Origin of the sequence: Rhodococcus sp. IEGM 1302 (assembly GCF_030056935.1) — a bacterium.
GTDB lineage: Bacteria > Actinomycetota > Actinomycetes > Mycobacteriales > Mycobacteriaceae > Rhodococcus_F > Rhodococcus_F qingshengii.
Genome location: NZ_JASHKY010000011.1, coordinates 39,470 through 54,757, shown reverse-complemented (window position 1 = coordinate 54,757; position 15,288 = coordinate 39,470). Strand labels below are relative to the sequence as shown.

The window sequence follows — 15,288 nt, the reverse complement described above, 5'->3', positions numbered from 1 at the left end:
TTAGTACTGCGGCCCCCGCGAACGGGTGGGTGTATCCGTGTCCAGAATCTCACCCTCGAGGACGAGTTCCTTGCCGTTGCTGGCGACGTACTCGGTGGTTTCGGGTGTCTCGACGATGATCTCGCCGTCGATCACCTCGCCGTTTCCGCGCATCCGCGCCGCGTAGCCGACGGTTCCGGCGAAGGCGTCACCACCGGCGGCAAATGCTGCTGCGCGCTTACCTGCCAGGAGCACTGCAAGCGGGCGCAGCGCCCAGCGGGTCGGCGGAATCAGAAGCAGCAGGCCCAGAACCGAAGTCACGAGTCCGGGTACGAACATCAACGCGGAGCCCGCCGCGACCAGGGCGCCGTCGGCGACCGCCAGTGACGGCGATCCCTCACCCCGCGTGGCCTTACGGAACCCGTCCATGACCCGTCGCCACTGCGAGCGCATGAGGATCAATCCGACAAGCGATCCGGCGAGAAACAGCAGCACTGTCCAGGCGACACCGATGGCGTTGCCCACGATGACCAAGGCTGCGATCTCGACGATCACGTAGAGGAGAAATACGGCGGCGATCATGACGTCCCCTTTCAGACGGTCTATTCGTTCAACGCTCGAGGGGCCGGTTTTTCTCCCGACAACGACGCAGAGGTGCAAAACAGGTGGGTGCCGTGAGTCACACGGGCCTTCTCTCACGCACGTGCGACTTGCCTGGCGTTAACTAACGCTCCGCTAACGATTCTAAACCTTAAGTTGACGTTGAGACTCTGCGCATGGTCAAGTCACTTCGGGCCGCATTTCCCGGCCTCATGAAATGAAGGAGCCCGACATGAGCCGACTCCCCGGCAAGACACTCGCCCGACGCATTCCCGCTGCCATCGCCGGCACTGCCGCAGTCGTGGCACTCACCGCCGGCAGCGCGATGATCAGCGCGGGAACCGCGGCCGCAGAACCGGTGGTACCCGAAGGAATTGCCGCGCTGATCGCGCAGGCCGCAGCCATCTCCCCCGAAGCCTCTGCTGCTGTTCAGCAGTTGATCGGCACGGCAGGCGCTGATCAGATCACGACCGCCCTCGATCTCCCGGACATCGGCGTCACCAAGCCGCAGTCGTTCATGTACCCCGCACCGACGGTCGGGTGTGGCGTGGCCGGTGAACCCGTCACCGTCACCCTCAGCTCCGCACAGGCCGGTCCGAACTTCCCGTTGCCGCCGTGGGTCGAGGCCGACCATCTCCGGTTCCAGGCAATCCCGGGTTACGTCGGCATACCCAAGACCTCCGGGTTGAGTGTTGCCTGGATCAACGTCGGCACGTTCAAGGGCGGCATCGTCCCGTTGGACGAGAAGTTGCCCGTACTCGATACGCCGTTGCTCTCGAAGGTCGTCGACACCGGTGACGGCAAGGTGTTTGCCGCTCTGTTCGGCAATGTCGATTACGCAGACGGGAAGACCTGCATCGTGCTGCCAACAGTGGGCGCTTTTGATGCTTGAGCAGAGCGAAACGCTCGCTGCCTGACAGGCGGCTGGCCTACGCGCCCGGAGTCACCAGTCCGGTCTCGTAGGCCAGCACCACAGCCTGCACACGATCACGCAGATCGAGTTTGGTCAGAATGCGTCCGACGTGCGACTTGATCGTCGATTCGGACAGGTACAGCTGCTGTGCGATCTCGATGTTCGACAGCCCCGTGGCCACGTGTCCGAGGACTTCGCGTTCGCGTTCGGTCAGGATGTCGAGAACTACCGGATCGCGCCGGGGCGCCGGACCGTCCACGATGAACCTCGACAGCAGACGACGTGTCACCTTCGGGGAAACAACCGCGTCACCGGCTGCCACGCTGCGGATTGCCGACACGAGATCCTCGGGCGGGGTGTCCTTGAGAAGGAAGCCGCTGGCTCCGGCGCGCAAGGCACCGAGAGCGTGTTCGTCCAGGTCGAAGGTCGTCATCACCAGGACCCTGGATTCGATCCCGGAGGCAAGAATCTGCTCGGTCGCTTTCACCCCGTCGACAATCGGCATCCGCACATCCATCAACACGACGTCAGGCTTCAGCGCCACCGCCGCTGCGACCGCCGCGGCCCCGTCGCCGGCCTCACCGATAACCGAGATGTCTTCATGTGCTTCGAGCACCATGTTCAGGCCCATCCGCATGAGTTCCTGGTCGTCGACTAGCAGCACGGTGATGGGCACGGCGTAAACCTATCGGGCCTGAGACGTCGGTGCCAATGCGATTGCGGCGAGCCGGTATCAATCGTGGATCTCGAGCGGCAGCTCTGCGTACACACGCCAACTGCCGTCGGGGCGTCGTCCGGTCTCGAGCGTCCCGTGCAGTACCGCCACCCGCTCACGCATTCCGACCAGTCCATTCCCCGAACCGTGGGAGAAGGTCGAACTCGACGTTCCGTTGTCGACGACCTCGAGTAGTACCGCGGTGTCGGTGCGGCGCACGGTGACTCGTGCCTTCGGGTTTGCGCCGGCGTGGCGGAGGACATTGGTCAGTGATTCCTGAACGAGGCGATGAATTCCCAGGCTGACTGAAGGACTGACGTCGTCGAGCTCGCCGGTCAGCTCGAGGCGCACGCCGAGACCAGCGGCCCGCATCATCTCGACGACCTTGGCGATGCCGGCAGTTCCGTGTTGCGGCATCGCATCACTACTGACCTCGGTGCGCAGCAGCGAGACGGTACGGCGAAGCTCGGCAAGGGCGTCGCGTCCGGTGCTGGAGATGTTGCCGAGCGCCTTCTTGGCCAACGCGGGATTGGAATCGACCGCATACGACGCGCCGTCCGCCTGGACGATCATCACGCTGACCGCGTGGGCGACGACATCGTGGAGTTCGCGGGCGATTCGGGTTCTTTCCGTGGCCACCGCATCCTCGGCACGCCGATCCCGTTCGTATTCGGCCACTTCGAGTCTGGCGGCCACTTCCTCGTCGTAGGCGCGGCGGGCGCTCAAGAACTCGGCGGTGATCCAGGCCAGTGCATAGAGCAGGGTCGCGATGATGATCGTGAGGATCACGTCTTCGCGGATGACGAGCAACGAGAGTGTCATGTCCAGGGCAAGGAAGCACGCGAAAATCGCCCCGGTGCGTCGATCGACATACGCAACGAGTGTGTAGAGCGAGACCCCGAGCGCCAACAGGCCTGGATGTTCCGCAGCCGGATCCCCGGTCGCCCACATCATCAAGGTTGCGAAGTACGACATCGACAAAATGGACGCAGCGGACACACGCGGATATTTGCGACGCCACACGACGGGAAGGCAGATCAGAAATCCGACGACGAGCTGAGGCCACCGCTCCTCACGCGGCGAACTGACGAACGTGACTACCTCGAGCGCGAAGAACACGAGCGCCAGCGCGCTGTCCGCGATCATCGGCTTTCCTCGCAGCCACAGGCTGAACCTCCGCATGTGCTCAAGAGTGTCACAGCTGTGAAAGAGTCACCGCCGTGGATATTGCTGATTGGGGACTGCTGATGACGGCAGCGACGGCGGCGGGTTGGGTCGACGCCGTGGTCGGCGGCGGTGGATTGATTCTGTTGCCGGCGCTCTTTCTGGTCGCACCCCAATTGACCCCACAGGCGGCACTGGCCACCAATAAATTGACGGCATTCACCGGGACGAGTGCTGCGGTGTACACGTTCTCCCGCCGAATCCCGATGGAATGGCGGCAGATGGCGCCGGCAGCCGCGTTGGCTGCGGTGACGGCCGCGTGCGGGGCGGCGGCCGTTTCGCTGATCGACAAGAAGTACTTCATTCCGATCGTGATGGTCGTCCTCGTCGCCGTCGCCGTCTTCGTGACCATGCGTCCGACGCTGGGCACGACGATCGCCACTCATCGTCCGACGCAGCGCAAGACCGTCCTCGTCCTGCTGCTCTCCGCCGGACTCATCGGCCTCTACGACGGTCTGCTCGGACCCGGCACCGGCACCTTCCTCATCATCAGCTTCGCGACCTTCCTCGGAACCGAATTCGTTCGAAGCGCGGCCATGGCGAAGGTGATCAATCTCGGTTCCAATTTCGGCGCGCTCACCTACTTCGCCGTCACCGGGCATGTCTGGTGGAGTTTGGGTTTGGCGATGGCGGTGTGCAACGTTCTCGGCGCGGTGATCGGTTCGCAGATGGCGCTGAGCAAGGGTTCCGGGTTCGTGCGGATCACGCTGTTGGTTGTCGTGATCGCCATGGTGATTCGCCTCGGATGGCAGCAGTTCGGCTGAGATCGTCGGTCGTCGGCTAGCGTCGTGTGCGTGACCGTCACCCGAGATGTCGATGCAGATTTCCTCGCCCTCCCGCTGCGAGCTGTCGCTGATGCGGCGCTGTCGGCAGCGAGAACGGCCGGCGCCCAGCACGCCGATGTTCGTGTCCACCGCGTGCTCACACAGTCGATCAGGTTGCGCGACGGCGTAGTTCAGGCGGTGTCCGACGGAGACGAGATCGGGGTCGCCGTCCGTGTGATCGTCGACGGCACGTGGGGATTCGCCTCGCACGCCGAGGTGTCCCCCGATGTCGCTGCTGCGCTGGCACGCCAAGCGGTCGAGGTCGCGAAGGCATTGCGCTCGCTCAATCGGGATCCGGTCACCCTCGCCGACGAGCCCGTCTACGCCGACGCGACGTGGGTGTCGCCGTACCTCGAAGATCCCTTCGCGACACCGACGGCCGAGAAGGTAGGCCTGCTGGTCGACTACTCCGGACGGCTTCAAGCCGCCGACGGCGTGGATCACGTCACGGCGAGTGTCCTCCAGGTCAAGGAGCAGACCTTCTACGCGGATCTGGCCGGTTCGTCGATCACCCAGCAACGGGTGCGTCTGCACCCCGAGTTCGAGGCGACCGCCGTCGACAAGTCGGCCGGCAGCTTCGAATCGATGCGCACCTTGGCGCCGCCGGTAGGCCGCGGATGGGAGTACCTCGGGGCGGAGAGCACATGGAACTGGGGCGATGAGCTCGCGCAGATCCCGGAGTGGCTGGCCGAGAAGACCAAGGCACCGACCGTCGAAGCGGGTCCGACCGACCTCGTGATCGATCCGACCAATCTGTGGCTCACGATCCACGAATCCATCGGACACGCCACCGAATACGACCGCGCGATCGGCTACGAAGCGGCCTACGCCGGTACGTCGTTCGCGACGCCGGACAAGCTGGGAACGCTGAAATACGGAACGCCACTCATGCACGTGACCGCCGACCGAAACGAAGAGCACGGCCTGGCCAGCGTCGGATTCGACGACGACGGCGTCGCCTCTCAACGGTGGGATCTGGTGGCAGAGGGAACACTGGTCGGGTATCAACTAGACCGCGTGTTCGCGCCGAGGCTGGGGCTGACGCGTTCCAACGGTTGCTCGTACGCCGACTCCGCACATCACGTTCCCATCCAGCGAATGGCCAACGTCTCGCTCTCCCCCGACCCTTCTACGGACACCTCGACTGCAGACCTGATCTCGCGAGTCGAGAACGGCATCTACGTCGTCGGTGACAAGTCCTGGTCGATCGACATGCAGCGCTACAACTTTCAGTTCACCGGTCAGCGGTTCTTCAAGATCCGTGACGGAAAGCTCGACGGTCAGGTGCGCGACGTGGCGTATCAGGCGACGACGACGGATTTCTGGGGCTCGATGGAAGCCGTTGGCGGTGAGTCGACCTGGCGCCTGCAGGGGGCGTTCAACTGCGGCAAGGCGCAACCCGGTCAGGTTGCGGCGGTCAGCCACGGCTGCCCGTCCGCTCTGTTCCGCGGAGTCAACATCCTCAATACTCGTTCGGAGGCTCAGCAGTGATCGATCCGCAGCAGGTCGTCGAGCGTGCATTGGCCGCGAGGACGGTAGACGAATCGTTGGTGATCGTGACCGATGCGAGTGAGGCGTCGCTGCGGTGGGCCAACAATTCGATGACCACCAACGGAGTTTCGCTGTCCCGGACGTGGACGGTGATCTCGATCGTGCGCGAGGGTGACATCGCGAAGGTGGGCACTGTCAGTTCCAGCAGTGTCGATCCGGAGCAGATTTCCGTACTCGTACAGGCAAGCGAGGAAGCTGCGCGCACAGCCACTCCGGCTGACGACGCGTCCGACCTGATCACGCAGTCGGCGGCAGAGACCGACTGGGACCTGCCGGCCGCCCTGACCGACATCGGTGTCTTTGCTCAGTTGGCTGCCGACCTGGCGAAGGGCTTCGACGGCGGCGACCAGTTGTTCGGCTTCGCTCACCACCAGTTGCACACCACCTGGCTCGGCACCTCGACGGGCGTGCGACGTAGAACGGCTCAGGCCACCGGCTCCGTGGAAATCAACGGCAAGCGCGGCGACGCCAGCGCCTGGGTCGGATCCGGAACTGTCGATTTCAGCGATATCTCGATACCGAAGCTCTTGTCGCAGTTGACCACTCGACTCGACTGGGCGGGTAACTCCGTCAGTCTGCCTGCCGGCCGCTACGAGACAATTCTTCCGCCGTCGGCTGTGGCGGACCTGATGATCTATCTGATGTGGACCATGGAGGGTCGCGGCGCCGAAGAGGGCCACACCGCACTGTCCACCACCGGTGGTACCCGGATCGGCGAGAAGCTCGGATTGCCACTGACACTCACCTCCGACCCCGGCGCCGAGGGCTTGCAATCCGCGCCGTTCGTGATCACGACGTCGTCGAGTGAATCCGTCTCACTGTTCGACAACGGTATGGAGATCGAACCCGTCGACTGGGTCCGAGACGGCGTCGTCAATGCGCTGGCGTACCCGCGCCACGCTGCACGAGAATTCGGTCGACCTGTGGCAGTTCCCGGCGACAATCTCATCCTGACCGGTGGTGACGACACCTCGATCGAGGACATGATCGCAGGTACCGAGAAGGGTCTACTGCTCACAACCCTCTGGTACATCCGTGAGGTGGATCCGACGACGCTGCTGTTGACCGGACTCACCCGTGACGGGGTGTATTTGATCGAGGACGGCAAGATCGTCGGCGCCGTCAACAACTTCCGTTTCAACGAGAGTCCGCTCGATCTCCTGCGGCGGGTCACCGAGGCTGGACGTACCGAGATCACGCTTCCCCGGGAGTGGAAAGATTGGTTCACCCGCACGGCCATGCCGCCGATGCGGATTCCCGACTTCCACATGTCCTCGGTCAGCCAGGCGCAGTGATGACGAAGGTCGTGATCGCCGGCGGCACCGGTGCTCTCGGCCGCCGGATCAGCGACGATCTCGCGGACCGTGGGTATGACGTCGTGGTCCTGACTCGCTCACCGAAACCCGGCAGGCACAGGCAGGTTCAGTGGGACGGTGTCACGGTGGGCGACTGGGCGGGAGAACTCGACGGCGCCGCGGTGATCAATCTGGCCGGCGAGTTGGTCGATCGCCGACCCACCCCGGCAAACATCGCACTGCTCACCAGTTCCCGAGTCGATCCGACCCGCGCGCTGGTTGAAGCGTCGAAACTACTGGCGAACCCTGTTCCGGTGTGGATCCAGGCGAGCACGCTCGCGATCTACGGCGATGCGGGTGAGGCACGATTGGACGAGGATTCTCCCCTCGCTGACGGGCCACCTCAGATGACCGACGTCGCAAAGGACTGGGAGGCAGCGGTCGAGGGTGCAAACGCGTCACGAGTGGTGATCCTGCGAACCAGTGTCGTGTTGGAGAAGGGCACACCGGCGCTCGAGCGACTGCTGTTGCTCGTGCGTCTCGGTCTGGGCGGACGCGTCGCCTCGGGTAGGCAGTGGACCAGTTGGATTCACATCGAGGACTGGCTGTCGATCGTTCGTTGGGCACTCGAACCCGATTCGGCTGCCTCGGGCGTGGTCATCGCGACGGCTCCGGATCCCGTCCGCAATTCAGAACTGATGGCCGGGCTGCGCAAGCACCTTCACCGGCCACCTGCGCCGCCGACACCCGCTTTCATGGTCAGAATCGGCGCGTTCCTTCTTCGCAGCGACGCTGCCCTGGGCCTGACGGGTCGTCAAGCCGTATCGAAAGTGTTGGCGGACAAAGGCTTCACATTCACCTATCCGCGCTTCGACTCAGCGTTGGACGATCTGCTCGGCAACTGACGCGCGGTCAGGCTGCAGTGACGGCAAGTCCGATCGTTCCGGTCTTGCCGCGGCGAAGGAGACTGCCCTTCATGGTGATCCAGCCGAGGATTCCGTACCGACGTGCTATCGCGTCGCGAGCATGATCGGTGCCCGGTCCGTCGAGGATCTCGGCGACGGCGGCCACCGGTTCACCCTTGGGATTTCCCCGAGCGTCACACGCAGCGACGGTGACCGACGGGTTTCGCCTGATCCGCTTGACCTTGTAGGAATCGGTGGCGGTCCACATCAGGAGCTTGTCGCCGTCCGGCGCGGCCCAGAGCGGAGTCGCCACCGGCGTTCCGTCCTTGCGGAAGGTCGTGAGTAGGACGTACTTGGCCTCGGAGACGCGCTTGAAGTCGGAGTTCACTCCTCGAGGATAGGTGCGAGCGCCTCTCGCTGAACATCGACAGGTTTCCGCGACTATCTGGCGACCGATCAGTACCACCCGGGAAGTGCCACTTATGCACGTTTTATCCGGTTCTTCTTGACGTCGGACACGCCGTTTCGTCCTCGAACTCCATCTCGAGTTATTCTAAGGCAAACCGTCGAACTGGGGAGTCGAACTTACACATGCAGCGCCGTGACATGCAGCGTCGTGACTTTTTCAAAGCCGCCGGGGCGGGGGCAGCAGTTGCCGCCGCGACACCGCTCATCTCGACGTCGACCAGCCACGCCACCCCCGCACCACTGCGGGCGCTTCCGATGGGTGCTGATCACTACCGCGCGCTCGTCCCCGAGTTGTTCGCACCCTCTCCTACTCCCCCGGAGCATTCCGAAGCCATCGTCATCGGGTCCGGATTCGGCGCAAGCGCCACCGCCCTCAGACTGGCGCAGAGCGGCACCCAGATCACCATCCTCGAACGCGGACTTCGGTGGCCCCACGATCCGCAACGGGAGATTCACACCTCCGACATGCTGGCCGACGGCCGCGGAGTCTTCCGGCGAACATCGTTCACCAACCTCACCGGACTCCCCGTGGCGTGCGACTACTTCAGCGGCGTCCTCGATGCCACCGACTACGAACACATCTCGGTCTGGCGCGGCGCTGCAGTCGGCGGTGGTTCCATCATCTTCACCGGCGTGATGATCGCGCCCGAGCGCCGATTCTTCGACGCAGTCTTCGGCAACTCCCTCGACTACGACGAGATGGCGTCCACCTGGTACCCCAAAGTGCGCCAGATGCTGCGTCTGAGCCCGTTGCCCGAAGACATTTACCAAACCCCGAACTTCGGTCACTCGCGTCGTTGGGATCAGGACGCTCGTCGTGCCGGATTCGATCCGCAGCGGATCGACGGGATCTGGAACTGGGACGTGGTGCGCTCAGAACTCGACGGCCGAACCCGAGCCTCGGCCACTGTCGGTGACAGCAACATGGGTAACTCCAACGGCGCGAAGTTCGACCTCACACAGAACTACATTCCTGCCGCCGAAGCCACCGGACGAGCCACCGTCTGTTACGGACATCAGGTGCTCGCGATCAGTCGCGAACGTGATGGACGCTACGTCGTCGACGTCGAATCGACGGATCCGACGGGTGGCGTTCTGGCCCGGAAGACTCTTACCTGTGACCGTCTGTTCCTCGGCGCCGGTTCGATCGGCACGTCCGAACTGTTGGTACGCGCCCAGGCGACGGGCGCGCTGCCCAACCTCAACGAACACGTCGGTAAGGGCTGGGGAACGAACGGCGACGCCGGGATGGTGCGCTCGTTCGGCTTCAGTGACGGCACTGCGCAAGCCGCACCGTCGGCATCACGCATCGTCGACGAGTCGGGAATGCCACTCTCCCTGGAAAATTGGTACGTCCCCGGCCTACCCGTCAACATCGGCATGCTCGGAACGTTGGGGATGACCCTCGACTCGCAGCGCGCCGACTTCGCCTACGACGGCGGCTCCGATCGGGTGGTGCTGAACTGGCCGAAGAACGGCAACGACGCCACCGTCGACGCACTACGCGCCGTCCAGAACAAGATGGCCTTCGCCGGCACCACGCTGCCGTCGGCATTGCCGTTCGCGAAGGACGTCAATTCCTCGTTCACCGCGCATCCCCTAGGCGGTGCGGTTCTGGGCAAGGCCACCGACGGTTACGGGCGAGTCAAGGGCTACGACGGCCTGTACGTGATGGACGGCGCCGCTATTCCGGGCAGCACCGGCACCGTCAACCCGTCACTGACCATCACTGCTCTGGCGGAGCGGAACATCGCTCAGATCATCAAGTCCGGACGCTGACTCACTTCAGCGCCCGGATCTGCCGGTGATGCTCGAGGTCTACTCCCCCTCGAGCTCGCCTTCGGTTTCGAGGTACACCTGACGCAAGCCGTCGAGCGTCTTCTGCTCGGGGTGCTCCCACATGTTGCGCTCGGCGGCTTCGAGGAGCCGCTCGGCGATTCCGTGTAGTGCCCACGGGTTGGATTGCGTCATGAACTTCTGGTTCTGCTCGTCCAGAACGTAGGTCTCGGCGAGCTTTTCGTACATCCAGTCCGCGACCACGTTGGTGGTGGCGTCGTACCCGAAGAGGTAGTCGACCGTGGCTGCCATCTCGAAGGCACCCTTGTACCCGTGACGGCGCATCGCGTCGAGCCAGCGGGGATTGACCACGCGCGCCCGGAAGACACGTGCGGTCTCTTCCGAAAGTGTGCGTGTGCGAACCGATTCCGGTCGAGTGCTGTCGCCGATATATGCCTCGGGCGACTTTCCGGTCAGCGCGCGCACGGTGGCAACCATGCCGCCGTGGTACTGGAAGTAGTCGTCCGAATCGGCGATGTCGTGCTCACGCGTGTCGGTGTTCTTGGCCGCCACGTTGATTCGACGGTAAGCACTGCGCATGTCGTCAGCTGCCGGCATTCCGTCGAGCCCACGGCCGTACGCGAAGCCGCCCCAGTTGGTGTACACCTCGGCGAGGTCGTCGTCACCGCGCCAGGTCTTGGAGTCGATGAGTTGCAGCAGGCCGGCGCCGTAGGTTCCGGGCTTCGAACCGAAGATGCGGGTGGTCGCACGCCTGGCATCGCCGTGCTCGGCAAGGTCGGCCTGCGCGTGGGCGCGCACGTAGTTCTGCTCGTCCGTCTCGTCCAATGCGGCGACCAACTGAACAGCGTCGTCGAGCAGTGCGAGCACGTGCGGGAACGCATCACGGAAGAATCCGGAGATGCGGACGGTGACGTCGATGCGCGGGCGGCCGAGCTCGTCGAGATCGATGACCTCGAGGTTGACCACGCGTCGGCTTGCTTCGTCCCAGACAGGGCGAACACCGAGGAGCGCGAACACTTCGGCGATGTCGTCGCCGGAGGTACGCATGGCGGCGGTACCCCACACGGACAGACCCACCGAGCGCGGGTACTCGCCGTGATCGGCGAGATATCGAGCGGCGAGCGACTCGGCCATCGCCTGACCGGTCTCCCACGCCAGTCGTGAGGGAACTGCCTTGGGATCGACGGAGTAGAAGTTACGACCGGTGGGAAGCACGTTGATCAGGCCGCGCAGCGGTGACCCACTCGGGCCGGCGGCGATGAAGCCGCCGTCGAGCGCGTGCAGGACCTGCTTGATCTCGTTGTTCGTCTGTCGGAGGCGTGGAACCACTTCGGTGGCCGCGAACTGAAGGATCTTCACGACGGTCTCGTCGTCGCTGAGTTGTTCTGCCGCAGCGGGGTTCCAGTCGGCGTCGTACATGCCGCGAACCAGACCGTGCGCCTTTTCCTCGACGTCGTCGACACGGTTGCGGGACTCGTCGCCGTCTTCGCTGAGCCCGAGAGCTTCGCGCAGACCAGGGACGCTCTGTTCGCCGCCCCACATCTGACGGGCACGGAGCATGGCCAGGACCAGTTCGATTTCGGCGTCGCCCTCGGGTGCGCGGCCGAGAATGTGCAGACCGTCGCGGATCTGGACGTCCTTGATCTCACACAGCCAACCGTCGACGTGCAGGAGCATGTCGTCGAACACGTCTTCTTCGGGACGCTCCGCGAGGCCGAGGTCGTGGTCCATCTTGGCCGCCCGCATCAGCGTCCAGATCTGCTGGCGAATGGCCGGCAGCTTGGACGGGTCCAGTGCGGAGATGTTGGAGTGCTCGTCGAGCAGTTGCTCGAGACGGGAGATGTCGCCGTAGCTTTCGGCGCGGGCCATCGGCGGGATCAGGTGATCGACGAGAGTCGCGTGGGCGCGACGCTTTGCCTGTGTTCCTTCACCCGGGTCGTTGACGAGGAACGGGTAGATCAGCGGCAGGTCGCCCAGGGCCGCGTCGGTGCCGCAGTTGCTCGACATGCCGAGTGTCTTGCCGGGCAACCATTCGAGGTTTCCGTGCTTGCCGAGGTGCACAACGGCGTCGGCGCCGAATCCGCCGTTGTCCGGTGTTGCAGCGATCCAGCGGTAGGCCGCGAGGTAGTGGTGGCTCGGCGGCAGATCCGGGTCGTGGTAGATCGCGACGGGCTTTTCACCGAATCCCCGCGGCGGCTGGACCATGAGGACGATGTTGTTGAATCGCAGTGCCGCGATGACGATTTCGCCGTCGGGATCCTGCGAGCGGTCGACGTACAGCTCTCCGGGCGCTGCGCCCCAGTGCTCTTCGACACCGCTGCGCAGTTCCTCGGGCAGGGTGGCGAACCATTCGCGGTACTTCGCTGCCGAGATGCGGATCGGATTGCCCTCGAGCTGCTCGGCAGTGAGCCAGTCGGGATCCTGTCCGCCGGCCGCGATCAGGGCATGGATCAGCGCGTCGCCGTCCTTCGCCGCCAGGCCGGGAACTGCGTCCGGACCGTCGACCGGACCGAGATCGTAACCGGCAGAACGCATTTCGGTGACCAGGTCGATTGCGCTCGCCGGAGTATCGAGACCGACGGCGTTGCCGATGCGGGCGTGCTTGGTCGGGTACGCCGAGAGCATCAGAGCAACGCGACGCTCGGTGGTGGGAATGTGGCGCAGCTTGCCGTGACGGACCGCGATCCCGGCGACACGGGCAGCGCGCTCGACGTCGGGGACGTACGTGGACAGTCCGTCGGAGTCGATTTCCTTGAAGGAGAACGGGACGGTAATGATGCGGCCGTCGAATTCCGGCACCGCGACCTGGGTCGCGACGTCGAGAGGCGACAGTCCGTCGTCGTTCTCGTCCCAGGTGGCGCGGCTACTGGTCAGGCACAGGCCCTGCAGGATGGGGACGTCGAGCGCAGCGAGTGCGGCGACATCCCAGGCTTCGTCGTCGCCACCGGCGGACGCGGTCGCGGGCTTCGTGCCACCGGCAGCAAGAACTGTCACGACCATGGCGTCGGCGCGGCGGAGCGTGCTCAGAAGTTCGGCTTCTGCGGTTCGCAGAGATGCGCAGTAGATCGGCAGCGCGGTGCCACCGGCCTCGGCGACCGCGTCGCACAACGCCTGGATGTACCGGGTGTTTCCGGCCAAATGCTGGGCGCGGTAGTACAGAACTGCGATGACCGGACCGCTCGCCGAGTCGAGATCGGGCGCGAAATCAGCGATGCCCCAGGAAGGCAGGTGGGCCGGCGGTTCGAACCCGTGGCCGGTGAGCAGGACGGTGTCGGACAGGAAGTGGTGCAGCTGTGCCAGATTCTGTGCGCCACCCTCGGTCAGGTAGTTGTGAGCCTCGGCAGCGACACCGGCGGAAACCGTCGAGCACTCCATGAGGTCGGCGTCCGGCGCGTGCTCGCCGCCGAGAACGACTACGGGGAGTCCGGAGGCGAGGACCATGTCCAGGCCGTCTTCCCAGCTGCGACGGCTACCGAGGATACGAACGATCACGAGGTCGACGCCGTCGAGCAAGGGCGGCAAGTCCTCCGAGACCAGCAAGCGTGAGGGGTTGGCCCAGCGATAGGAGACGCCGTCGCCGGCTTCCTGGCTGGCGCGGGCGCTCAGCAGATCGGTGTCGGACGTGGAGAGCAGAAGAATCACGGGTGAAGCCTTCCTGGGGTTTCGCGCCCCGTGGCACAGATCTGTCATCGACGGCGGTTGAGGGTCTGACTCGTGTTTCCGAGCGGAAACACGTCCCGCTCGAGCAACACTCACAGTGGCGCGACCGCACCGGACTCTCACCGGTTTCCTCAACTGCCGTCACTGGTGGTGGTGATGCTACCGGTCCGCAGAAGGCACTCATGACAGGTCGTACCCTGGAGCCATGCCCACGGACCGTTCACAGCCAGACGCGTGCCCGGGTGCACTGCAAGTTCACCACGCCGCCGACGGCGCACTGGCACGCGTGCGCCTACCCGGCGGACTCCTCACCCCGGTCCAATTGCAGACGCTCGCCGACGCAGCGCGCGATCTCGGCAACGGGCAGATGGAACTCACCTCGAGGGGCAACGTACAACTGCGCTCGGTCTCGGACCCCGAAGCCTTCGCGGCGCGTATCGCTTCGGCCGGTCTGCTGCCGTCCGCGACGCACGAACGAGTGCGCAACATCCTCGCGTCCCCACTGTCCGGCCGTATCGGGGGCGTCGCCGACATTCGTGAACTGGTCCACCGTCTCGATTCGGCGATCCAAGCGGATCAAGCATTGGCAGATCTGCCAGGGCGAACCCTGTTCACCCTCGACGACGGGCGCGGAGACATCACCGGGCTACGGGGCGATTTCGGACTCCATGCGCGCAGCGCCACCGAGCATTCACTGGTGCTCGCCGGTCACCGCACCACTCATCTCGTCCAGGCGGACGACGCCGTCGAATTGCTCCTCGCGGCGGCTCGTTCATTCCTCGACGTCCGCGACAAGCACTGGCGCCTGGCCGAGGTTCCGGACGGAATCGAACGCACCCTCGAGCAGCTGGGTCTGAGCGCCGAGTCCACCGTTGCGGCGGACCTCACGCCGGATGCACGGCCCACTATCGGCTGGCTCGAGCAGCGCGACGGGACCGTAGCTCTGGGCGGCGGCCTGCGATTCGGACTGCTCGACGCTCGGCTGGCCGAGTTCCTCGCCGCCGTCGACAAGCCCGTCGTCGTGACGCCGTGGCGATCGGTGCATATCTTCGACCTCGACGAATGGGCAGCCGAGCAGGTAGTCCGGGTGCTGGCACCCATGGGGTTGATCTTCGACGAGAACTCACCGTGGCTCGAGGTCACCGCCTGCACCGGAAGTCCGGGATGCGAGAAGTCGCTCGCCGACGTGCGCGCCGACGCGATCACCGCCGTCGAGCAGGCAGAACTTCCGGTTGTCGGGCGCCAGCACTGGGCCGGGTGCGACCGCAGCTGCGGACGTCCCCGCGGGGACGTAGCGGATGTGATCGCGACGGGTGACGGTTACCGGGTGAATCCGCCCGATCGGTGATGCCTCTAT

12 protein-coding genes and 1 riboswitch are annotated in these 15,288 nt (G+C 64.6%); of the genes, 7 read left to right on the top strand and 5 right to left on the bottom strand.

Going from position 1 to position 15,288, the window contains the following annotated elements:
* On the bottom strand, positions 1 to 561 hold the full coding sequence (locus QM609_RS17085; RefSeq protein WP_003944915.1) for an FxsA family protein: 561 nt from the start codon (positions 559 to 561) through the stop codon (positions 1 to 3).
* A 250-nt stretch (positions 562 to 811) separates the two neighbouring features.
* Here QM609_RS17085 and QM609_RS17080 point away from each other — a divergent pair, with 250 nt between their 5' ends.
* On the top strand, positions 812 to 1,471 hold the full coding sequence (locus QM609_RS17080; RefSeq protein ID WP_003944837.1) for a hypothetical protein: 660 nt from the start codon (positions 812 to 814) through the stop codon (positions 1,469 to 1,471).
* A gap of 37 nt (positions 1,472 to 1,508) precedes the next feature.
* On the opposite strand, the gene QM609_RS17075 is transcribed toward QM609_RS17080, so the two are convergent.
* Entirely contained in the window at positions 1,509 to 2,168 is a 660-nt protein-coding gene (locus QM609_RS17075; protein ID WP_050655270.1) for a response regulator, read from the bottom strand.
* A 57-nt stretch (positions 2,169 to 2,225) separates the two neighbouring features.
* A complete protein-coding gene (locus QM609_RS17070) occupies positions 2,226 to 3,389 on the bottom strand; it encodes a sensor histidine kinase (protein ID WP_030536362.1) in 1,164 nt (387 codons plus the stop codon).
* Positions 3,390 to 3,427: 38 nt separating this feature from the next.
* Between QM609_RS17070 and QM609_RS17065 the strand changes: the two genes are divergently transcribed.
* Genes QM609_RS17065 through QM609_RS17050 form a run of 4 tightly spaced genes read left to right on the top strand, consistent with a single transcriptional unit; the run spans position 3,428 to position 8,006 of the window.
* Entirely contained in the window at positions 3,428 to 4,195 is a 768-nt protein-coding gene (locus QM609_RS17065; protein ID WP_050655271.1) for a TSUP family transporter, read from the top strand.
* Positions 4,196 to 4,225: 30 nt separating this feature from the next.
* Positions 4,226 to 5,746, top strand: a complete 1,521-nt coding sequence (locus QM609_RS17060) for a TldD/PmbA family protein (RefSeq protein WP_003944822.1) — start codon at positions 4,226 to 4,228, stop codon at positions 5,744 to 5,746.
* Complete coding sequence (locus tag QM609_RS17055) at positions 5,743 to 7,101, top strand: metallopeptidase TldD-related protein (protein WP_003944802.1); 1,359 nt, start codon at positions 5,743 to 5,745, stop codon at positions 7,099 to 7,101. The genes QM609_RS17060 and QM609_RS17055 overlap by 4 nt, the downstream gene beginning before the upstream one ends.
* Positions 7,101 to 8,006 carry a TIGR01777 family oxidoreductase gene (locus QM609_RS17050; RefSeq protein ID WP_037131792.1) on the top strand — a complete coding sequence of 302 codons (906 nt, stop codon included), beginning with the start codon at positions 7,101 to 7,103 and terminating at the stop codon, positions 8,004 to 8,006. Before QM609_RS17055 ends, QM609_RS17050 begins: the two co-directional genes overlap by 1 nt.
* A 7-nt stretch (positions 8,007 to 8,013) precedes the next feature.
* Here the strand turns inward: QM609_RS17050 and QM609_RS17045 are convergent, their stop codons facing one another.
* A complete protein-coding gene (locus tag QM609_RS17045; protein WP_050655272.1) occupies positions 8,014 to 8,394 on the bottom strand; it encodes a PPOX class F420-dependent oxidoreductase in 381 nt (126 codons plus the stop codon).
* Positions 8,395 to 8,597: 203 nt separating this feature from the next.
* Here QM609_RS17045 and QM609_RS17040 point away from each other — a divergent pair, with 203 nt between their 5' ends.
* Positions 8,598 to 10,253, top strand: coding sequence for a GMC oxidoreductase (locus QM609_RS17040; RefSeq protein ID WP_082238998.1), 1,656 nt, complete (start codon positions 8,598 to 8,600; stop codon positions 10,251 to 10,253).
* Positions 10,254 to 10,292: 39 nt separating this feature from the next.
* Here the strand turns inward: QM609_RS17040 and QM609_RS17035 are convergent, their stop codons facing one another.
* Positions 10,293 to 13,913, bottom strand: a complete 3,621-nt coding sequence (locus QM609_RS17035; RefSeq protein WP_283337316.1) for a cobaltochelatase subunit CobN — start codon at positions 13,911 to 13,913, stop codon at positions 10,293 to 10,295.
* Between the two features lie 39 nt (positions 13,914 to 13,952).
* A riboswitch (cobalamin riboswitch) is annotated at positions 13,953 to 14,085 on the bottom strand.
* A 51-nt stretch (positions 14,086 to 14,136) separates the two neighbouring features.
* Between QM609_RS17035 and cobG the strand changes: the two genes are divergently transcribed.
* Positions 14,137 to 15,279 carry a precorrin-3B synthase gene (cobG, locus tag QM609_RS17030; protein ID WP_050655274.1) on the top strand — a complete coding sequence of 381 codons (1,143 nt, stop codon included), beginning with the start codon at positions 14,137 to 14,139 and terminating at the stop codon, positions 15,277 to 15,279.
* The last annotated feature ends 9 nt before the right edge of the window (positions 15,280 to 15,288 follow it).